At 58.4% G+C, this 20,800-nt stretch carries 13 protein-coding genes and 1 CRISPR repeat array; of the genes, 10 read left to right on the top strand and 3 right to left on the bottom strand.

Annotation, left to right across the window (positions count from 1 at the left end; genetic code table 11):
- The first annotated feature begins 7 nt into the window (after nucleotides 1–7).
- The 10 genes from cas4 to JWZ97_RS12360 all read left to right on the top strand — a co-directional run bounded on the left by cas4 (nucleotide 8) and on the right by JWZ97_RS12360 (nucleotide 17,827).
- The gene (gene cas4 / locus JWZ97_RS12405) at nucleotides 8–646 is read left to right on the top strand and encodes a CRISPR-associated protein Cas4 (protein WP_205429653.1); all 639 of its coding nucleotides are present in this window, start codon (nucleotides 8–10) and stop codon (nucleotides 644–646) included.
- Nucleotides 643–1,677, top strand: a complete 1,035-nt coding sequence (gene cas1c, locus JWZ97_RS12400; protein ID WP_205429651.1) for a type I-C CRISPR-associated endonuclease Cas1c — start codon at nucleotides 643–645, stop codon at nucleotides 1,675–1,677. Before cas4 ends, cas1c begins: the two co-directional genes overlap by 4 nt.
- A 113-nt stretch (nucleotides 1,678–1,790) precedes the next feature.
- Nucleotides 1,791–2,081, top strand: a complete 291-nt coding sequence (gene cas2 / locus JWZ97_RS12395; protein WP_205429649.1) for a CRISPR-associated endonuclease Cas2 — start codon at nucleotides 1,791–1,793, stop codon at nucleotides 2,079–2,081.
- Between the two features lie 181 nt (nucleotides 2,082–2,262).
- A CRISPR array of direct repeats spans nucleotides 2,263–10,174; the repeat unit is 37 nt; unit sequence GTATCTCCCGGCCAATAAGCCGGGAGTGGATTGAAAC.
- Between the two features lie 475 nt (nucleotides 10,175–10,649).
- Nucleotides 10,650–11,726 (top strand): hypothetical protein, encoded by a 1,077-nt coding sequence (locus tag JWZ97_RS12390; protein WP_205429647.1) that lies wholly within the window; start codon nucleotides 10,650–10,652, stop codon nucleotides 11,724–11,726.
- A 215-nt stretch (nucleotides 11,727–11,941) separates the two neighbouring features.
- Entirely contained in the window at nucleotides 11,942–14,239 is a 2,298-nt protein-coding gene (locus JWZ97_RS12385; protein ID WP_205429645.1) for a dynamin family protein, read from the top strand.
- Nucleotides 14,240–14,244: 5 nt separating this feature from the next.
- Nucleotides 14,245–14,847, top strand: coding sequence for an SCO family protein (locus tag JWZ97_RS12380; RefSeq protein WP_205429643.1), 603 nt, complete (start codon nucleotides 14,245–14,247; stop codon nucleotides 14,845–14,847).
- Between the two features lie 546 nt (nucleotides 14,848–15,393).
- The gene (locus tag JWZ97_RS12375; protein ID WP_205429641.1) at nucleotides 15,394–15,957 is read left to right on the top strand and encodes a protoglobin domain-containing protein; all 564 of its coding nucleotides are present in this window, start codon (nucleotides 15,394–15,396) and stop codon (nucleotides 15,955–15,957) included.
- A 9-nt stretch (nucleotides 15,958–15,966) separates the two neighbouring features.
- On the top strand, nucleotides 15,967–16,329 hold the full coding sequence (locus JWZ97_RS12370; RefSeq protein WP_205429639.1) for a roadblock/LC7 domain-containing protein: 363 nt from the start codon (nucleotides 15,967–15,969) through the stop codon (nucleotides 16,327–16,329).
- A gap of 392 nt (nucleotides 16,330–16,721) precedes the next feature.
- Nucleotides 16,722–17,102: a thioredoxin family protein gene (locus JWZ97_RS12365; RefSeq protein ID WP_205429637.1), complete on the top strand. Its 381-nt coding sequence runs from the start codon at nucleotides 16,722–16,724 to the stop codon at nucleotides 17,100–17,102.
- The gene (locus JWZ97_RS12360; RefSeq protein ID WP_205429635.1) at nucleotides 17,099–17,827 is read left to right on the top strand and encodes a cytochrome c biogenesis CcdA family protein; all 729 of its coding nucleotides are present in this window, start codon (nucleotides 17,099–17,101) and stop codon (nucleotides 17,825–17,827) included. Before JWZ97_RS12365 ends, JWZ97_RS12360 begins: the two co-directional genes overlap by 4 nt.
- 438 nt (nucleotides 17,828–18,265) lie before the next feature.
- Here JWZ97_RS12360 and JWZ97_RS12355 read toward each other — a convergent pair whose 3' ends face one another.
- The 3 genes from JWZ97_RS12355 to pxpB are packed head-to-tail and all read right to left on the bottom strand — an operon-like array spanning nucleotide 18,266 to nucleotide 20,741.
- Nucleotides 18,266–19,054, bottom strand: coding sequence for a LamB/YcsF family protein (locus JWZ97_RS12355; protein ID WP_305799040.1), 789 nt, complete (start codon nucleotides 19,052–19,054; stop codon nucleotides 18,266–18,268).
- An 11-nt stretch (nucleotides 19,055–19,065) separates the two neighbouring features.
- Nucleotides 19,066–20,073 (bottom strand): biotin-dependent carboxyltransferase family protein, encoded by a 1,008-nt coding sequence (locus JWZ97_RS12350; RefSeq protein WP_240342335.1) that lies wholly within the window; start codon nucleotides 20,071–20,073, stop codon nucleotides 19,066–19,068.
- On the bottom strand, nucleotides 20,052–20,741 hold the full coding sequence (pxpB, locus tag JWZ97_RS12345) for a 5-oxoprolinase subunit PxpB (protein WP_205429633.1): 690 nt from the start codon (nucleotides 20,739–20,741) through the stop codon (nucleotides 20,052–20,054). The genes JWZ97_RS12350 and pxpB overlap by 22 nt, the downstream gene beginning before the upstream one ends.
- Between the last annotated feature and the right edge of the window lie 59 nt (nucleotides 20,742–20,800).

Raw genomic sequence — 20,800 nt, 5'->3', positions numbered from 1 at the left:
CCGGCCCATGGATGACGTACTGCAAATCCCACTTTCTGCCCTAAACCAATACGCCTACTGCCCGCGCCGTTGCTATCTGATACATGCCGAAGGCGAGTTTCGCGACAACGTTCATACCGTCAAGGGGACGTTGGAGCATGAGCGGGTGGACGAGAGCGAAAGCCGGGGGCAGGGCGCAGTTCGTGTGGAATATGCCTTGCCGGTTTGGTCCGATGCCTTGGGTTTGAGCGGCCGTTGCGACGTCGTCGAGTTTCATGCCGACGGCACGATTTACCCGGTGGAGTACAAGCACGGCAAGCGCAAGCAGTGGGACAACGACGACTTGCAGCTTGCCGCACAAGCCTTGTGTCTGGAAGAAATGACCGGCAAACCGGTGACGCGCGGAGCCATTTTCCACCAGCAGTCGAAGCGGCGCCGTGAAGTGGCGATTACCGAAGACTTGAAACAGGCAGTGCATGATGCCGCCAATAGCGTACGCGCGCTTCTGAGCGGGGGCAGACTGCCTCCAGCTCTGGTGGGGCAGGAGGCGCGCCGATGCGGCGAATGCTCGCTGCATACCGTCTGCGAGCCCGAGTTGACCGGAGCGGGGCAAACCTTGAATCGGCTGGCCGAAACACTATTCGAACCGGAAGAAGATCTTCCATGACCATTCTGCGAAACACTCTCTACGTCACCACGCCCGACGCCTATTTGCGTCTGGAGGGCGAAACGGTGTGCGTGATGATCGAAGACGAAAAACGCCTGCAGGTGCCGCTGCATCATCTGTCCGCCTTCGTGCTGTTCGATCACGTTATGCTCAGTCCGGCGCTACTGGGGCGTTGCGCGCAGGATGGCCGCTCGGTGGTGTGGCTCAACCGTTCGGGCAAGTTCAGTGCGCGGCTGGAAGGGCCGGTCAGCGGCAATATCCTGCTGCGCCAAGCTCAGTTCCGTGCCGCCGAAGACGGTGCGCAAACCTTGTCCATCGCCCGTGCGGTGCTGGCCGGCAAGCTGCGCAACAGCCGGCAGGTGTTGATGCGTGGGGCGCGCGAAACCGACGATGCGGGGGATAAGGAAGTCTTGGTCCGCACCGCCAAGCTGATCGGCAATCAGGTGCGCAAGCTGCCTTTGGCGGGTGATTTGGACACTTTGCGCGGGCTGGAGGGCGATTCCGCCCGGCTGTATTTCGAGAGTCTGCCGCGGGTCATGAAGCCGCAGGCGCGCGCCGATTTCCCGTTCGATAACCGCAACCGGCGCCCGCCGCGCGACCGCTTCAACGCGCTGATTTCATTCCTCTATGCGCTGGTGCTGAGCGATTGCCGGGCGGCTTTGGAAACCGTCGGGCTCGACCCGCAACTGGGTTTTCTGCATGCCGTTAGGCCCGGCCGTCCGGCGCTCGCGCTCGATTTGCTGGAAGAGTTTCGCGCACCCGTGGCGGATCGTCTGGCTCTCACGCTCATCAACCGCGGCCAGTTGTCGGCCGGTGATTTCGACGAGCGCGAGGGCGGCGCGGTGCTGCTCAACGACAAGGGGCGCAAGACGGTCATCGCCGCTTATCAAACGCGCAAGCAGGAAGAAATCACCCATCCCGTCTTGAAGCAGAGCGTGCCGGTCGGCTTGCTTCCGCATGGACAGGCGCGCTTGTTGGCCCGCTATCTGCGGCAGGACGTGGCGCACTACGTGCCCTATTTGCACCGCTGAAGGAAGCCCTGATTGATCCCTCTCTTTGGGAGAGGGCGAATCAATTTGTTGTTCGTCAGGACAATGTTGCGCCGAAGTCGGCTTATTTAGAGTTACCTTTTAAAGAGGGCGAGATGTTGATACTGGTCTCTTACGATGTCTCCACGGAAACCAGCGAAGGTCGCCGGCGCCTGCGCCGGGTCGCCAAAGTGTGTCTGAATTACGGCCAGCGGGTGCAGAAATCGGTATTCGAATGCAAGGTCAACCTCGCACAGATGGAAACGTTGAAGGCCGAGTTGCTGGACATCATCGACGAAGCGGAAGACAGTCTGCGCTTCTACCGCATCACCGAACCCTTGAGCAAAAATCTCATGGAGTTCGGCAAATTCAAGGCCGTCGATTTCGAAGACACCCTCATCGTTTGAATCGCGCGAACCCCTAGCGATGCCAATTTCCCCGCCCTTTCGCGCGAGCGGCAACCTGTTGAAAACCATAGGCGATAGACGAGTGCCGACTTGCTCTCCTTCTAACTTTGGCCAGACTCGGCCGAACACTCGCGCTTTTCTCGTGAAAAAACCTTTCGTATCATCGTATTGCGGCGATGCCGTATCTCCCGGCCAATAAGCCGGGAGTGGATTGAAACTTATAGGAGCGAAACAACATGGCAACATCTCCCCTTGTATCTCCCGGCCAATAAGCCGGGAGTGGATTGAAACAACCAGTCCCGCAGCCACTGCGGGAGCTTGGTGTTGTATCTCCCGGCCAATAAGCCGGGAGTGGATTGAAACGCTGGCGGCAGGCGCATATTCAGCATCGGTTCCGCGTATCTCCCGGCCAATAAGCCGGGAGTGGATTGAAACTTTAGAGACATGGCTTTCTCATGCCCCGCAGGCAGTATCTCCCGGCCAATAAGCCGGGAGTGGATTGAAACCTGGGCGCCGAGCTAGTCGACATGCGGGCCAGTTAGTATCTCCCGGCCAATAAGCCGGGAGTGGATTGAAACATGGATACTGTTTTCCAATTCTTTCAGCAGGTTTCGTATCTCCCGGCCAATAAGCCGGGAGTGGATTGAAACATCGTTACGGGAAATGAAAAACCATTTCCTTGGGTATCTCCCGGCCAATAAGCCGGGAGTGGATTGAAACTTTCCCTGCCGTTTATCTCGCCGATCCTAAAGCTTGTATCTCCCGGCCAATAAGCCGGGAGTGGATTGAAACTCCGGAAATAAGATGTCAGGGAAAGCATCTTCAATAGTATCTCCCGGCCAATAAGCCGGGAGTGGATTGAAACTGCGAAATCAGGCCGAAGTTCTTTCGCGAGTATGTATCTCCCGGCCAATAAGCCGGGAGTGGATTGAAACCAGGACATTCTCGAAAGCGGCGATGTGTCCATCAAGGTATCTCCCGGCCAATAAGCCGGGAGTGGATTGAAACAGACTGTCCGGCGCGCCGGTGAGGATGCAGGTGTGTATCTCCCGGCCAATAAGCCGGGAGTGGATTGAAACCTGCATTCTATTGGGCTTGGTGACGCCGATATATGTATCTCCCGGCCAATAAGCCGGGAGTGGATTGAAACAACGAAAAACGAGCCGACTATTCGGACCTGGGCGGTATCTCCCGGCCAATAAGCCGGGAGTGGATTGAAACTCTTCGCGGTCCCTCAGTTTCTCTTTCAGTATCTGTGTATCTCCCGGCCAATAAGCCGGGAGTGGATTGAAACCGTAGGGCAGCTCCGAGCTAAACGTGAGCTCGACGTATCTCCCGGCCAATAAGCCGGGAGTGGATTGAAACCTTATGGCGGTACGCTTTCTGGGTCATCTTGTTTGTATCTCCCGGCCAATAAGCCGGGAGTGGATTGAAACACCGCCACGGCCTCGGGCGACGACTACAATCTCGTATCTCCCGGCCAATAAGCCGGGAGTGGATTGAAACCTCATTACTGCCATGCTCATGCTTGGCCTTTCCGGGTATCTCCCGGCCAATAAGCCGGGAGTGGATTGAAACGTCTCGGTCCTCAAGAGTGCCCCTCTGGCCAGTCGTATCTCCCGGCCAATAAGCCGGGAGTGGATTGAAACAAATGTGACATACCGTTTCAACGGCACAGCCTGGAGCAGTATCTCCCGGCCAATAAGCCGGGAGTGGATTGAAACATGATCGCCCTGCACGATCTGGGCGAGTTCGACCGTATCTCCCGGCCAATAAGCCGGGAGTGGATTGAAACCCATGCAAATCCAATTATGAAAATTTTAAATTTGGTATCTCCCGGCCAATAAGCCGGGAGTGGATTGAAACTTTACCCTATATGATCAATAGCCTTTTTAAAGGCGTATCTCCCGGCCAATAAGCCGGGAGTGGATTGAAACATCAGCCTGACCGCCATCGTTGTGGGTCTCGGTCTGTATCTCCCGGCCAATAAGCCGGGAGTGGATTGAAACTTTGATTTTGGCACGATCAAGGGCTTTCATGTCGTGTATCTCCCGGCCAATAAGCCGGGAGTGGATTGAAACTTCTGGTCGTCCTCCTCGGTCTGTGCGGTAGCAATAGTATCTCCCGGCCAATAAGCCGGGAGTGGATTGAAACATTAACGTTAGCCGACAAACCTACCCCGATTCGCGGGTATCTCCCGGCCAATAAGCCGGGAGTGGATTGAAACTTGCCATATACTGTATACGGCCGACATAAAGGAGGTATCTCCCGGCCAATAAGCCGGGAGTGGATTGAAACGGATTCCAGATCGGTATGCGCGAAAGCGATATAGCGTATCTCCCGGCCAATAAGCCGGGAGTGGATTGAAACAGGTGTTACACCTGACGAACTGGCCTAAGTACATGTATCTCCCGGCCAATAAGCCGGGAGTGGATTGAAACCCCTCCGCACGAGCAGCGCACCTGTTTTGCATTGTATCTCCCGGCCAATAAGCCGGGAGTGGATTGAAACTTGAAAATGCGGCCCAGTGTTTGCCGAGTGCATTGGTATCTCCCGGCCAATAAGCCGGGAGTGGATTGAAACCTTCTGCGCCTGGGGCTCCTCCTGTTCGTCCTGATGTATCTCCCGGCCAATAAGCCGGGAGTGGATTGAAACAGCGGCCGAGCGACAGAAAAAATGGCGAGAGGCGCAGTATCTCCCGGCCAATAAGCCGGGAGTGGATTGAAACATTCTGGACGGTACCTGTACCGCGTCCATTGTCGATGTATCTCCCGGCCAATAAGCCGGGAGTGGATTGAAACGTTGCAATGTCCCGTTTTGCTTTCCTCAGCTTCTGTATCTCCCGGCCAATAAGCCGGGAGTGGATTGAAACATCTAGCCGACCAGATACGCCGCGTACTGGCCACCGTATCTCCCGGCCAATAAGCCGGGAGTGGATTGAAACATGGATCACGCGCCAGGCCCCATGCTGGTGGTCCTGGTATCTCCCGGCCAATAAGCCGGGAGTGGATTGAAACGCGAAGACCGGCAATGACACAACGGGCAACGGGACGTATCTCCCGGCCAATAAGCCGGGAGTGGATTGAAACCATGAGTTAGTCCAGAACCATTTTCCGTTTATTGAGAAGTATCTCCCGGCCAATAAGCCGGGAGTGGATTGAAACTTTTTGCCCGAATCGGCGGAGCAAACGCGCGGCTGTATCTCCCGGCCAATAAGCCGGGAGTGGATTGAAACATTTACGCAAGTCGAGGCGTACGCCGGTAATTTCGGTATCTCCCGGCCAATAAGCCGGGAGTGGATTGAAACAAGGCGGCGCGACCGCCGTTGATATGTATGTTGAAGTATCTCCCGGCCAATAAGCCGGGAGTGGATTGAAACTCCGGTCGGTTTGGCCTTTATGAAGGCAATCCGTTGTATCTCCCGGCCAATAAGCCGGGAGTGGATTGAAACTCTAAAAGCCGAAATAGCGGACACAATTTCATGTGCGTATCTCCCGGCCAATAAGCCGGGAGTGGATTGAAACCGCGTCGAGGTACGCGTGCCGGCCGGGGCTGAGGTATCTCCCGGCCAATAAGCCGGGAGTGGATTGAAACGCTTTCGTGGGTATGTTCGCCGCTGGCTGGACTGTATCTCCCGGCCAATAAGCCGGGAGTGGATTGAAACTGCCGCGCCGTTTGGTGAGGCGCATGAGATAGAGGTATCTCCCGGCCAATAAGCCGGGAGTGGATTGAAACAGCGTGCCGCTGATGATGGTGCCGCCGCCCAGGGCGGTATCTCCCGGCCAATAAGCCGGGAGTGGATTGAAACTCCCTACGAGGCCGGCCAGGAAGGCGACCCCATGGGGTATCTCCCGGCCAATAAGCCGGGAGTGGATTGAAACACTCCAGCGGACTCCCGTTGGTCGCCGCTGCCTTGTATCTCCCGGCCAATAAGCCGGGAGTGGATTGAAACAGCCGGCGGTCTCCGTTGCGGATGATGGTGCTATCGGTATCTCCCGGCCAATAAGCCGGGAGTGGATTGAAACTTGTCCTGCAGATAGTCGCGCTCTTTGGTCAGCGGTATCTCCCGGCCAATAAGCCGGGAGTGGATTGAAACATCGATATCCGTAATAGCGCGATAACCCTGGCAAGTATCTCCCGGCCAATAAGCCGGGAGTGGATTGAAACCGTATATCGTTCGATCAACTGCCCAACCGTCACGGTATCTCCCGGCCAATAAGCCGGGAGTGGATTGAAACTTCGGATCCCACGCGCTCGCGGTTGTGGTTGGTGGTATCTCCCGGCCAATAAGCCGGGAGTGGATTGAAACTCTCGTCGCCGTGCCGGCCGACCCCACCGTCGGGGGTATCTCCCGGCCAATAAGCCGGGAGTGGATTGAAACCTGGTTGGGGGAATTCCAGATGATGATGGCGGCGGTATCTCCCGGCCAATAAGCCGGGAGTGGATTGAAACCCGGTGCCGCTGCTGTCGCCGCCCGCTTTCAGAGGTATCTCCCGGCCAATAAGCCGGGAGTGGATTGAAACACTTTGACTCCCTTATAGGCATTGTTAACCGTGGTATCTCCCGGCCAATAAGCCGGGAGTGGATTGAAACGTATTTGCCCACGTAGTCCTCCCATAGCCGTTGAGTATCTCCCGGCCAATAAGCCGGGAGTGGATTGAAACTCGCCGGCCGGGGGCGGGGATTGAAGCGGGTCGCGCGTATCTCCCGGCCAATAAGCCGGGAGTGGATTGAAACCGTCGCTTCGACTTCGTTACGGATAACGGCAAGCGTATCTCCCGGCCAATAAGCCGGGAGTGGATTGAAACAATATGAAAGTCATTATTGAAAGTACTGCTCTTCGTATCTCCCGGCCAATAAGCCGGGAGTGGATTGAAACTTTTCATTGGGCTCCGCCTGGGGCCTGCATCCTGAGTATCTCCCGGCCAATAAGCCGGGAGTGGATTGAAACATGTCAAACGTAATATTCCCATATCAGTTTCACGTATCTCCCGGCCAATAAGCCGGGAGTGGATTGAAACTTGTGGAACCGGCAACGGGCTCGCGAATTGCGCGTATCTCCCGGCCAATAAGCCGGGAGTGGATTGAAACACATCGTCAGCTAAGGCGCGGGCCAGTTCGAATAGTATCTCCCGGCCAATAAGCCGGGAGTGGATTGAAACTCGTTGGTGTCCATGGGGTTCAGATCGGCTTTGATCGTATCTCCCGGCCAATAAGCCGGGAGTGGATTGAAACGACTGAGGGCACCTATTATGCCGAGCAGTTATCAGTATCTCCCGGCCAATAAGCCGGGAGTGGATTGAAACAATCGAACCGCAGCGCGAAAGATATGCTGCAAGAACGTATCTCCCGGCCAATAAGCCGGGAGTGGATTGAAACGTCGAACCATGCACCGATGAGCGCGGGTCGGTGGTATCTCCCGGCCAATAAGCCGGGAGTGGATTGAAACACTCGCATGCGCCCTCTCTTCGCTCTCGCCTAGGTATCTCCCGGCCAATAAGCCGGGAGTGGATTGAAACATTAACGCGATGGCGTGGATATGACGCCCAACACGTATCTCCCGGCCAATAAGCCGGGAGTGGATTGAAACATGCGTTGTTGCCAGGAGGTCAGGGCGTCGCCACGCGTATCTCCCGGCCAATAAGCCGGGAGTGGATTGAAACGGCCAAAAGTTGGGGCGTGCGGCGAAAGGCATTTTGCTGTATCTCCCGGCCAATAAGCCGGGAGTGGATTGAAACGTGCAAATGCTCTCCAGCCTGGGCGCCCTGCGCGACGTATCTCCCGGCCAATAAGCCGGGAGTGGATTGAAACACATGACGCAACAGATCCCGCGCCAACGCTCAGAGGTATCTCCCGGCCAATAAGCCGGGAGTGGATTGAAACATTGTAACGGTTTTTACTTGTCTCTTTTCCGTTAGTATCTCCCGGCCAATAAGCCGGGAGTGGATTGAAACACACTGGCGGCGGACTAGCGCCGTGTCAGACTCGGTATCTCCCGGCCAATAAGCCGGGAGTGGATTGAAACACGCCGATATATCCGCCGGCAATGTAATTCCGTTGGTATCTCCCGGCCAATAAGCCGGGAGTGGATTGAAACAGCGCCGCCTCGGCACCTTTGCGGCGTCTGGCCCGTATCTCCCGGCCAATAAGCCGGGAGTGGATTGAAACTGCTCGGCAGCCTGCCTGGCGGCGGCATCGGGGGGTATCTCCCGGCCAATAAGCCGGGAGTGGATTGAAACTTTCATTTCCCGTAACGATAACCAAAGGCGGGGCGTATCTCCCGGCCAATAAGCCGGGAGTGGATTGAAACGGATTATCTTCGCAGTAAGGGGCGTCGTCGGATGTATCTCCCGGCCAATAAGCCGGGAGTGGATTGAAACTATTGGTCGCATCGATCCAGGCGCTTTGCCGGTAGTATCTCCCGGCCAATAAGCCGGGAGTGGATTGAAACATCTCAGTGAACAACGCGGGATCAAACGCGAACGTATCTCCCGGCCAATAAGCCGGGAGTGGATTGAAACACTACAATTCTGCGCGGTATTACTATGAGCCAAGTATCTCCCGGCCAATAAGCCGGGAGTGGATTGAAACATCGCGGTAGCGAACCTGGAACGCGAGAAGAACGAGTATCTCCCGGCCAATAAGCCGGGAGTGGATTGAAACAGGATAATCAGCCTGATATGTAGTCCCGCCCTCCGTATCTCCCGGCCAATAAGCCGGGAGTGGATTGAAACCTGGATCGGGGGCAGTCGTGCCGAGAGTGCGACTGTATCTCCCGGCCAATAAGCCGGGAGTGGATTGAAACAGTGCGCTGATAAGACTTGATAATTTTAAGTTTCGTATCTCCCGGCCAATAAGCCGGGAGTGGATTGAAACGCACCTAACGGCGGCTTTTTCACGTCCGTAGCGCCGTATCTCCCGGCCAATAAGCCGGGAGTGGATTGAAACACCCGCATCGATGTCACGGGGAACCTGCTTCTTGGTATCTCCCGGCCAATAAGCCGGGAGTGGATTGAAACCACGGCTTCGCCGCTCGCCATAGGCGTCAGCACCGTATCTCCCGGCCAATAAGCCGGGAGTGGATTGAAACTCTCCGAAGGGTGCCCGCTTTCATGGCGTCCAACCGTATCTCCCGGCCAATAAGCCGGGAGTGGATTGAAACTCCATTTTTGCCAGCCGGGCATGATAGCCTGATTGAGTATCTCCCGGCCAATAAGCCGGGAGTGGATTGAAACTTTAATTGCCATTGAGATTAGTTGGGCGTAGGGCGTATCTCCCGGCCAATAAGCCGGGAGTGGATTGAAACGACGGAAGAACTCTCGCCCGAGAGCCAGCAGGCCGTATCTCCCGGCCAATAAGCCGGGAGTGGATTGAAACTCAAGAGAGTCGGCTGCCAGAACCTGTGCTGAATCGTATCTCCCGGCCAATAAGCCGGGAGTGGATTGAAACTACCGTAACGGCGTGCCGGTCTACTCTGGCACCAGGTATCTCCCGGCCAATAAGCCGGGAGTGGATTGAAACGTTTTATGGCCGCTCAGGGTGATCGATGCCGAGTGTATCTCCCGGCCAATAAGCCGGGAGTGGATTGAAACGCCTACTGGCTGCGCGACCGACTGGACGGCACCGGGGTATCTCCCGGCCAATAAGCCGGGAGTGGATTGAAACAAAGCTCCGCCTGGTGCCAATGTTCGTCAATGGCGTATCTCCCGGCCAATAAGCCGGGAGTGGATTGAAACAGGCTCTCGATGGTCAGCAGGGTGCGGCGGTAGGGTATCTCCCGGCCAATAAGCCGGGAGTGGATTGAAACATGCTTACTGACAATAACCCGTTCTCCGCATTTGCGTATCTCCCGGCCAATAAGCCGGGAGTGGATTGAAACGGCTGTAATCGCATAGGGCACCTCATCGCCGATGGTATCTCCCGGCCAATAAGCCGGGAGTGGATTGAAACTCCCGTCGTCCAGCTCGAGCCGTTGAACCGGTACGGTATCTCCCGGCCAATAAGCCGGGAGTGGATTGAAACCTTTTGGGTCCGCCCGGTACCTCCGTGGGTTTCCGTATCTCCCGGCCAATAAGCCGGGGGTGGATTGACACTAGGTGCTGGGATTCCCTTCGGCCATCCCAGCCTACGTTTCTGGCCCCAAGAGTACTCAATGAGGGGCACATCGGGGGACAGAACCAAAGGGAATAGCCACTGAATGGTGAGGAAGCTGGGGGTGAGCCAATGCCGTTAAGTTAAGAGGCACATCGTCACTCCGGCAGGGAATGCCGGGGTCCAGAGGCCAAGGATGGCTGAGGCGTTTGACATCCCTGTAACCTGGATTCCGGCAATCCATGCCGGAATGACGGCTTAATTTAACGGCATTGGGGGACGAGCCGCGGCCCGTTCAGGTAACTTCAGCCCGATTTTCATGAAAACCGGGGGTTTTTCGAGGTGCTCTAAGGTCGCGACCTAAATTGGTGCATGGACAAAACCATAGCAAACTGGTGACAATTCACCGGCACGGATGCCTCTCTTTCATCGTCCGGCAGGCTGTTCGAACCCTTCGTAGGAAATAAGGAACTCATTATGAGATTGTCCCCGCTGTCGCTGTCCATCTTGGCCTTGCTCGGTGGCGCGTTGACCCCGTCGGCCCACGCCGCGTCCACGTATACCTACACCACTTTTGACGTGCCCGGCTCCTCCTCCACGCACGTCTACGACATCAATGATCGCGGGCAGATTGCCGGCTTTTATAGCGAAGATCCGGCGTTTGTTGGGGCTGGTGCTGTCCCCAAGTCGCGATATTTCGTGAGCGGCGATGGCGTTTACAGTGCTTACGATGTACCGGGCACTCATGGCTTCTCCTCTCAGCACATCAACGCCAGCGGGCAAGTCGCCGGAACGTATGACGATGCCTCATTGATTTCGCAAGGGTTTCTGTACAGCGGCGGGGTCGTGACCCCGCTGAGCGTCCCCGGCGGCTCCACGGATGTCGCGGATATCAATGCCGGCGGCCAGGTTGTCGGACGGTCTCAGAGTGCCTCATCGATCCAGGGGTTCATCTATGCCGGCGGAATCCTCAGCCCCCTCAACTTCCCCGGTACGGTTAACACGGCAGCCAACGGCATCAATGACGGTGGCCAGATCGTCGGGGTTTATGGCACTTTATCGTCGGCCCATGGCTTCCTCTATTCCGGCGGTGTTTTCGCCACGCTGGATGTTCCGGGCGCGACGCGGACCGTAGCCTACGACATCAACAACGGCGGGGAGATCGTCGGTGCTTACGGTGATGGCTCTGTGACGCGAGGATACGTTTACTCCAGCGGAGTATTTAATTCGTTCAGTTTGCCCGATATCGGCGCCGGTTTTCTTAGTCTAGAAATCAACGATAGAGGACAAGTGGCCGGCAGCTACCTGGATGCGGCGCACAACGCCCATAGCTTCTCCTACGACGGCGCAACTTTGGCTCTCCTCAACGTTCCCGGCGCCACGCAGACCTTTGCAAACGGCATCAACGGCAACGGGCAGATCGCGGGCTACTATACCGACGCCGATGGGGCCGACCACGGGTTCATCGCGTCGCCGGTTCCCATTCCAGGCGCCATTTGGCTGTTCGGCAGCGCGCTGGCCGGCTTCGGGTTCGTCCGTCGCAAAGCCCTGTAGGTCGGGTTAGCGGCTCCAAACGGTCGCTGTAGCCGTGACCCTTGTATCGCGCAACCCGGCGATACCGGGATCGTCGGGTTAAGGCTGCCGCCTAAGCCGACCCGCGAACTGCCGCCGTTGCCCAAGCCATTTCCCGAACAGCCTGGAACGGCGGGACAAGTGGTAACATTGCCCGTATTTCGCACGCCTTTGCCCTGGTTAACGAGAACGGGAAGATGACAACCAAAGAATCGGATTACACCACTTACGTCAAGGCCTTCAAGCGTCTGTTCGAGGCCTATGACGCCGCCGAGCCCTATCTCGATCTCGGCGAGGACTTCAAGTATTTCGTCAGCCGCAAGCGGCACTGGCTGGAGCGGCTGGCGTCCCCCGAATTCCCCGTGGCTTTCCTGGGCGCGTTTTCCGCCGGCAAGAGCACCATCATCAACGCCGTGCTGGGCGACGACATCCTGCCGCAGGCGACCAAGTCGTTCACCGCGATTCCCACCCTGATCCGCAAGGGCGCCGGCAACCGGGCGGTGATTCATTACCTGGGCGAACGCGAGCGCGAGGAGCTGAAAGGCCTTTACGTCGAGGAGCTTTCCAAGGAGCTGCGCAAACCCGCCGAGACCTATCTGAAGTTGGGCAAGGGCGAGCTGTTGGGCAAGCTGGCCAAAGACATCGAGCAGCACCGCGGCCAGTTCGGCAGCTTCAACAAGCAGAAGTTTTACGACGAGCTGAAAGTATTGATCGACGGCTGGAACAAGCTGAGCGGCGCGGTGAAGGAAATCGCCCTGGCGGAGCTGCCCGCTTATGTCACTGAGGATTACGAGGACGTGCTGTTCGTCGACAAGGCCGAGATTTATCTGGCCAACGTGAGCATCCCGGAAAACGTGGTGCTGGTTGACCTGCCGGGGCTGGGTGTGGTCAATCCGCGCCATCGCAAGGTGACCAAGTCCTACGTGGAAAACGACGCCAAGGCCTTCGTCATCGCCATGAAGGTCTTCCACCTGCTGGAAGGCGAGGAAATCGAGTTGCTGGCGGAGATTCACAGTCAGCGCAAGCGCGTGCTGCAGCGGGCTTTCTGGGTCATCAACCAGTGGGATGTGCTGAGCACCCAGCACAAGCGGGAAGAACTGGCGAATTTCGAGGAAAAAATCGCCCACTACGGTTTCCAGATTTCCAAGGACCGCGTATTCCGGGTGTCGGCCCTGAATTACCTGCTGCTCAAGCTGATCCGCGACAACAAGCTGGAAGGCGCCGGCAAGATCCGCGAGCACGTGGACGCGCTCAAAAAAGCCGTGGGCAAAATCCCCAACCGCCAGGAGGCGGAAAACTATTTGAAAGCCCTGGAAGAAGCCAAGAACTTCGTGCAATTCCGCGCCGGGCTGTTCGATTATTTGGCGGGCACCGCCAAGGCCGAGTTCCTGGATGAAGCGCGCGGCGAATATCTGGATTTGGCCGCCCGCTTGAAAGAAAAGCTGGATCCTTTGTTCCAGAGCTATAAGCACAGCAACGACGACGGCATGAAGAACGCCTTCATCGCCGGCGAATTATCCCGGCGGCAGGACGAAACCATCCGCCAGTTGCGCGATACGGTGGAAGAACACATCAAGCAATTGCGTACGGAAATCCTGCCGGACTTCGAATTCTGGCGCGATCAGGACCAGGAGCAGCTGGCCGAACAGATCCGCGCCGCCATCGACGGGCTGGACCGCAAGTCGCTGAAAAACGAGCTGCTCAAGGGCCTGGACCTGCACAGCGTGGTCAGCCGATTGCCGCACAAGATCGAGGAAAACCTGCGCATCCAGAATACTTTCCGCATTCAGTTACAGGAATTGCTGGAAGAGCACATCGTCAACCAGTATCTGCGCCAGTTGCTGGATGCCATCGTCCAGGTCGATGCCCTGCCCGAAGAAGTCGTTTCTTCCCTGCGCGACCGGTTGAACGGCCGCGACATCCTCCATCGCCTTAAGGGCATGTGCGACGTGTTCCTGTTCGACTACGGCAACATCATCGACGATCTGGGCCGCACCATCATGACCAGTCTGGCCGGCGGGCAGACCGAGGAAGAGGTGGTGGACCTGGTGCAGAAAAACGCCGATGCCGCGCTGGAAGTAGCCAAGTCCTTGAAACTCATCGGTCCCAACGACAGCGTCAAGCAGGTGTTGTCTTTAGGGCTGGACAAGCTGCTCAAAGTCTACGGCGCGATCGCCAACGTCAAGCAAACCGTCGCCGAGGCGGGCAAGTCGAACGACATCGACTATGCCCTGGACTATTACAAGAGCGGGCTGATGGACTACACCCGCAAGCAGCAGCAGCAAATCAACAAATACGCGCGGCGCGGCATCAAGAACTACTTCGAGGAACTGGAAGAAGAGCTATTGGCCTACTTCGAGGTGAAGAAGAGCGATATCGCCCGCGTCATCATGGAACAGCTCACCGCCGACATCGACAGCGAACTGGGCGCCGAGCTGCAAAAGCAGAAAATCATCAAGGACGCCTACCAGGTCGCAACCGAACGTTTGGCGTAGGGTATATGCCCGTCAGGGCGATCCGCTCGCCTTACTATCGCTTGGCTGCCGCCTATGTCGCGGCGCTCGGGCTGTTGCTGACGATGGGAGCTTGCTCGAACGTTTTGCCCCATGCATGGACGGCACCTCTCGCGCTTTACGATGCGGAAGGGGTATGGACCGACGATCAAGGACGCCGCATACGGCTCGGCGATCTGCGCGGTCGCAACGTGGTGCTCTCGATGTTCTACCGGACCTGCGACATCAGTTGCCCGCTTACCCTGGCCCGCATGAAAGATCTGCAACAGGCCTTGGCGGAACGCCACCAGGACGCCCGTTTCGTATTGGTCAGTCTCGATCCCCGCCATGATACGCCGGAAAACCTGGCCGCCTATCGCCAGGAGCATGGGCTCGATGCCGAGCACTGGACTTTGCTCACCGGCGCCATCGAGCCCACCCTGGCTCTCTCGCAGGCCCTCGATATCCATCGCCTCGACGATTTTTCCCACCTGGTCCATTTCGTGAAAATCGCGGTGATTCGCTCCGACGGCGAGCGGATGAAGCTCGTGGAAGGACGCGATCTCGGCAAGGCTACAGACTTCCTCGCCGGCTCGCAGACTAGCCCGTAGTCGCTTGCGGAAAGGCGAGTCGAAAAACAAGCCGCCGCTGCCCCGCATCCATCCCGCCCGCTCGCTTTCCCTCATGCCCGCGGCAGCCCTACTGAGCAGCCCGAGCAGACGCTCGTCCCCGCCACCATTGGTCAAGACCCAATACCGTCAGCAGACAGTCCGGCGGGACCCGATGGGCTGCCGATACGCCCCACCGCTTTTTCCAAAGTAAAAGAGGAGCTCTGCTGCGTGCCCGGTTTTCTCGGAAGTTCGTATGGCGGGGAGGTCTTACAACAGGCTAAGTCAAGTTGGCCCCTTGTTTTTTTGTGGACTGGTTCACGGATTGAGCAAATTCTGGGGCGGCGCAATTTCCGACAAAAATGTTTGGGATATACTTCCGGCCAGGGTTAACGATACACCCGGCCCGAAACTCGCGGGTCGGGCCTTAACTCCTAAATAACTCGGCGAATAATCGATTATTTGGATCGCCTAAACCCTTATGTCAGTCGTTGCTTCTACGCGACCTGAACAGCCATAAAACATAAAAACCATGCTTAGGAGAAGTACATGGCTCGTGATTTTGAAAAATTGACTCAGTACGCAAAATCATTCAGCGGGTTGACGCCCGAGCGGGAAGCTTTGTTGGTCGAGGTTGGAGAAAAAATCAAACCGAAACTTGCCGGGGTTACCGAAGACTTTTACCGCTATCTGCTCTCCATACCGGAAGCCTCCTCGTTTCTCGAAGGGCGAGTCGAATCCTTGAAGAAAACCCATGTCCGCTGGATGGAGGGTTTGTTCAGCGGGCCTTTTGATAGCAGTTATACGGAGCACATGTACAAAGTGGGCGATGTGCATGTAAAGGTCAATTTGCCTGTCGAATTCATGGCGGGAGCGATGACCTTGATCAACAATCGCTTGATCGAGTTAATTATCGAGACCTACGGGGATAATCAAAAATATTGCGCGGATATATTGGTTGCAGTGAGTGCCGTGACGGGGCTGTCGCTCATCGTGATGCAGCAGTCGTATCAGGAATCCAGCCTGGCCGACGAGTTGGAAAAGTTTCTCAAGATTTCCGGAATGAGCCGCGCATTGTTTGCCAATCTGGCGGCCGCTTACAGAGACAAATAGGAGATTGCGATGCGTTCAGAAATGTTGGTTTCGGTACTTTCGGAGTTGAGTGGCTCGTCTGCAGACATTGAGGCCACCGGCATTATTTCGACCGACGGCTTGATGATGGCTTCGGTCCTTCCTGCATCGATGGATGAAGACCGGGTGGGTGCCATGAGTGCCGCGATGTTGTCTTTGGGTGATCGAACGGCACAGGAGCTGGTCCGTGGGGCCCTGGAGCAGGTTTTGATCAAGGGGGAATCCGGCTATGTATTGATGACTCACGCCGGCAAGGAGGCCGTATTGACCGTACTGGCCAAATCCAATGCTAAATTGGGTTTGATATTTCTGGACGTTAAACGAGCCGCAAGCAGTATCGCCGAGTTACTCTAGCTTGCGTACGATGGGCCGAATTTGCGGAATGGATTCCGTCTCGGCCCGATCGAAAGCAAATGCTAACTGGCCAGCCATAAGGCCAATTCCTTTGCCATCGTCGGGTTGATTTGCCGCACGCGTGCACTGAAAGCCACCGATTCTTCATGGCACTCTACACCCAGCAGCGGGCTGGCGAGATTGCACGCCACTGGTCAGAATCTGGCCAAATCGAATGCCTCCTGGCAACACGCTAGCCGGGAGCAAACTCCACAAGGTTTTCCACAGGCTTTTCCACCTTTTCTGTGGAAGACCGATCGTCGTGGCTGGAATTTTCCGCCCATTCGCCGGTCTACCGGGGCGGGCCGGCGGGTTCGGCTCTAGCCTACTCAATAACTAATCAAGGAAAACACATGAAGACACCACGTATCTTGCTTGCTATCGCCCTGTTGGTTCTCGCCCCCTGGGCTCAGGCGCTGGAAGTTGCGCCTTACACGCCCGCCGCATTGGCCGAGGCGCAAGCAGCGGGCAAGCCGGTGGCGCTGCATTTCCATGCCGACTGGTGTCCGACCTGCCGGGCGCAGCAAAAAGTACTGGACGGCCTGAAGCAGGACAAGTCACTCGATCTGACGGTGCTGACCGTCGACTATGACAAGGAGAAGGAATTGAAGCAGACGCTGGGCGTGCGCTCGCAATCCACGCTCATCGTTTACCGCGGCAAGGAGGAAAAAGCCCGCTCGGCTGGAGAAACTACGTCCGGGCAGATCAAGACCACATTGCAGTCCGCGTTATGATGCCCGGCGTCGCGGAGCTGGGACTGGCGCTCGCGGCCGGCAGCCTGACGACGCTCTCGCCCTGCGTATTTCCCATTTTACCCCTGGTGGTCGGCGGCGCGGTGCAGGCCCAACGTCTTGCGCCGGTCGCCATGGGCGCAGGCCTGGTATCGTCCTTCGCGGTTTTGGGCGTCGCGGTGGGTGTGCTGGGCGATGCCATCGGAATCGGCTCCGATGCGGTGCGATCCGCCGGCGCCTGGCTGTTGATCGTTTTCGGCATTGTCATGCTGGTTCCGGCCTTCTACCGGCGTTTCACCCTGCTGCTGAGCCCCATTGCCGATTCCGCCCAGAGGGCGGGAAACCGCTTGGACGGCGGTTCACTGAGCGGGGCTTTTGCCTTGGGCCTGGTCCTCGGTATGGTATGGACTCCCTGTTCCGGGCCTTTGCTGGGGTCGGCGCTGACTTTGGTCGCCAGTGAAGGCGGGGCTGCGCGCGGCGGGCTGGTGCTGGCCTTGTTCGGTCTGGGAGCCGCCATTCCACTGGTCGCCATCGCCTATGCCTCGCAAGCGGGTTTCCGACGCTCGCGGGACTGGCTATTGCCGCGTGTCGAGTTCGTCAAGAAGGTCTTCGGCGTGGCAATCGTCCTGCTTGGGCTCGCCATCCTGACGGGCTGGGACAAGCAGTTGGAGGCGGCCGTGCTGAATCTGCTGCCGGAGGCCTGGGTGAATCTGACGGTGCGTTTTTGAAGGGGCCGTGCGTGGCCCGTCAAGGCCAGCCTGCGCGACATATCGTCGCGCCCCTACGAAAATATCAAACACTTATCCACTGCCGGCCGGTTGCGTAGACGGATTGCTTATGGCCGGCGGGCGCAACGGTTGCCTTGTCGGTTGCGCATGCATAGAGTCATGATAAATCAATGGCTTGCGATAATGTCATGGGGCTCTTCGCGATTTGGCCAGATTTTGGCCAGGAGAAAAGCGGTCCAACACGCAAGCCGTCTGGGGACGAAATCCACAAACTTATCCACAAGTTTTTCCACCGTTTCTGTGGACGAATCATCGGGGATTATTCAGGTGGCCCGAGATCCCTGGTCAGTTATTTGTGGGAGCGGGCTTTAGCCCGCGAAGATCGCGGCCTGAAGCCCGCTCCCGCCATGACCTATCAATAATAGGGGCCGACTGTCGTCACACCGTCCATGCCGCTCGGGACCGGCCTCCCAAGGCTTCGGGCACGATGCCGCGGGTCTTCAGTTCTGCGCGCAGCCGCTGGGCGAAGAGGACCGCCTCGGCGGTGTCGCCGTGCAGGCAAATCGTATCGACGGTGATGGGAATGGGGGCTCCATCCCGCGTAATGACTGTGTTTTTTACGACCATGTTCACCACCTGCGCCACGGCCTCGGCCGGATCGTGCATGACGGCATCGGATCGGCTGCGCGGGGTGAGCGATCCGTCCACCTCGTAGCGGCGGTCGGCGAAACCCTCCCGGGCGACCCGCAGCCCCGCGGCTAATCCGGCATCGATCAGACACGAGCCGGCCAAGCCGACCAGGATCAGGCCGGGGTCGAAGGCGCGCACCGCCGCGGCGACGGCGTCGGCCAGGGACCGATCGCCCGCCGCCTGGTTATACAGCGCGCCGTGGGGTTTCACATGGGCCAGGCGGGCGCCGTTCGCGCGGACGAAGCCTTCCAGGGCCCCAAGTTGGTAGAGCACGAGGTTATGGGCTTCGCTGGGACTGATGGCCATGTTCCGCCGCCCGAAACCCTGGCGGTCGGGTAGGGCAGGGTGGGCGCCTATCGCCACGCCGCGCGCCGAGGCCAGGCGCACCGTCTCGGCCATGACGTCCGGATCGCCGGCATGAAAGCCGCAGGCGATATTGGCCGAAGTCACCAGTTCCAGCAGTTCATCGTCGCGGCCCATGCGCCAGGGGCCATAGCTTTCGCCGAGATCGGCGTTGAGGTCCACGGTACGAATCATGCGACCGCTCGTCAAATGAGACCGACCCGCGGCCAACGCAGGCTCAGGCTGGCCTGCAGGCGTCGCAGACCGTGGCTGCGCGCACGGTAGAGTGCCTGCGCCCGTTCCACGCTGATGGCCTCGAAACTCACCGGATCGCCCGGCTTTAGCTGGGCCAAACGCGCCTGGTCGACGCTCGCCACCGTGCCCAGCACCGGGTAGCCGCCGGTGGTCTGTCTATCCACCCCCAATATGATGGGCTGGCCGCCCGGCGGCAGTTGCAGGGTCCCGTAAGTCACACCCGCCGAAAGCCGTTCACCGGAGGTGGGCAGAGGCAAAGGCGGACCTTCCAGACGCAGCCCCATCCGGTCGGACAAGGACCCGATGCGATACGCTTCGGAGTTCAGCGAGCGCTGTCCGGCACGCGGCAGGTTCGTCCAGTCGGGAGCGGGGATCAGGCGGAGGCGGGCGGGTGCTTCGAGCGGCAGGGCCGCGTTGGCATTCACATACCAGTTCGGGACGAGTGGGCGGTGGGGATCGCGCGGGATCGGCAAGGCGCTTGCGCCGAATGCCAGACGATCGCCTTCTTGCAACGGGCGTCCCTCCAGTCCGCCGAATCCAGCCCGCGTATGCGTGCTTCGGCTGCCGAGTACCCGGGGCAGGCTGATCCCGCCGGCCACGGCGAGATAGGCGCGGCAGCCCAGGCGCGGGCGGCCGAAACTCAGGCGCGAGCCTGCCGGAGCCCAAATCGGCCGCCAGCCGGGGAGAGGCTTGCCGTCAAGCTCCGGTGACAAGTCGCCACCGGTGATCGCCAACCACGTGCCGGACTCGAAATGCAGGCGCGGGCCCTGCAGGGTGATTTCCAGCATGGCCGCATCACGGGTATTGCCTACCAGGAGGTTGGCCACGGCGGCGGAATAACTGTCCATGACCCCGCCGACGGTGATGCCCCAATACTGCCAGCCTGGGCGGCCGCTATCCTGCACCGTGCTGAAGAGTCCCGCTTTTTCCACGCGGATCACTGGCGGGTCTCCGCGCATTCCCGTGCGAATTCCTCGGGTCCTGTGGGGACGAAGCGGATTCGGTCGCCTGGGGACAATAGACAAGGCGGGTCGCGCCCGGGGTCGAACAGGCGCAGCGGCGTGCGCCCTATGATCCGCCAACCGCCCGGGCTGGCCAGGGGATAGATGCCGGTCTGGTCGCCGGCTATGCCCACCGAGCCGGCCGGGACGAGCGTTCGGGGCTCGGCGCGACGGGGCGTGGACAGCGCCGGGTCCAGTCCGCCCAGGTAGGGGAAGCCCGGCATGAAGCCGATGAAATGAACCCGGTAAAGCCCGCCGCTGTGGCGGGTGACCACTTCGTCCGGACTGAGGCCGGTATGCTGGGCGACTTCGTCGAGATCGGGCCCGTATTCGCCGCCGTAGCAGATCGGCACCGTGAGGGTCTCGCCGTCATCGGTTTCGCAGTCGACGTCGCCCAGCAGGGCTTTGAGGCTTTCCACCAACTCCGCATGGGTCCAGATTTGCGGATCGTAGTGCAGGGTCAGGCTGGCATAGGCCGGAACCCGGTCGGTCAGGCCCGACAGGTTCTTTACCCGCTGGGAAAGCGCGAGCGCGTATCGGCTCACGGCCGGGTCGAGCCGGTCGCCGAAGACGATTTGGAGAGCCGAATCGCCCAGGGGGAGGAATTTGGGAGCTGTGGGTCCCATCAAGGAAAACCTCAAAGAAAGTACGAGCATACGCGCGCGGCCCGCTTTCGGACAAGCTG

It is taken from the genome of Methylococcus sp. EFPC2 (assembly GCF_016925495.1).
GTDB lineage: Bacteria > Pseudomonadota > Gammaproteobacteria > Methylococcales > Methylococcaceae > EFPC2.
Note: the sequence above shows the minus strand (reverse complement) of the source record. Positions and strands in the feature narration are given on the sequence as shown.

Bases quoted from the DNA above. Each gene is read 5' to 3' on its own strand.
- JWZ97_RS12380 (WP_205429643.1), top strand. From the start codon at position 14,245: ATGCCCGTCAGGGCGATCCGCTCGCCTTACTATCGCTTGGCTGCCGCC.
- JWZ97_RS12355 (WP_305799040.1), bottom strand. From the start codon at position 19,054: ATGATTCGTACCGTGGACCTCAACGCCGATCTCGGCGAAAGCTATGGC.
- cas4 (WP_205429653.1), top strand. From the start codon at position 8: ATGGATGACGTACTGCAAATCCCACTTTCTGCCCTAAACCAATACGCC.
- cas1c (WP_205429651.1), top strand. From the start codon at position 643: ATGACCATTCTGCGAAACACTCTCTACGTCACCACGCCCGACGCCTAT.
- JWZ97_RS12370 (WP_205429639.1), top strand. From the start codon at position 15,967: ATGCGTTCAGAAATGTTGGTTTCGGTACTTTCGGAGTTGAGTGGCTCG.
- JWZ97_RS12365 (WP_205429637.1), top strand. From the start codon at position 16,722: ATGAAGACACCACGTATCTTGCTTGCTATCGCCCTGTTGGTTCTCGCC.
- JWZ97_RS12360 (WP_205429635.1), top strand. From the start codon at position 17,099: ATGATGCCCGGCGTCGCGGAGCTGGGACTGGCGCTCGCGGCCGGCAGC.
- JWZ97_RS12390 (WP_205429647.1), top strand. From the start codon at position 10,650: ATGAGATTGTCCCCGCTGTCGCTGTCCATCTTGGCCTTGCTCGGTGGC.
- JWZ97_RS12375 (WP_205429641.1), top strand. From the start codon at position 15,394: ATGGCTCGTGATTTTGAAAAATTGACTCAGTACGCAAAATCATTCAGC.
- pxpB (WP_205429633.1), bottom strand. From the start codon at position 20,741: ATGGGACCCACAGCTCCCAAATTCCTCCCCCTGGGCGATTCGGCTCTC.
- JWZ97_RS12385 (WP_205429645.1), top strand. From the start codon at position 11,942: ATGACAACCAAAGAATCGGATTACACCACTTACGTCAAGGCCTTCAAG.
- cas2 (WP_205429649.1), top strand. From the start codon at position 1,791: ATGTTGATACTGGTCTCTTACGATGTCTCCACGGAAACCAGCGAAGGT.
- JWZ97_RS12350 (WP_240342335.1), bottom strand. From the start codon at position 20,073: ATGCGCGGAGACCCGCCAGTGATCCGCGTGGAAAAAGCGGGACTCTTC.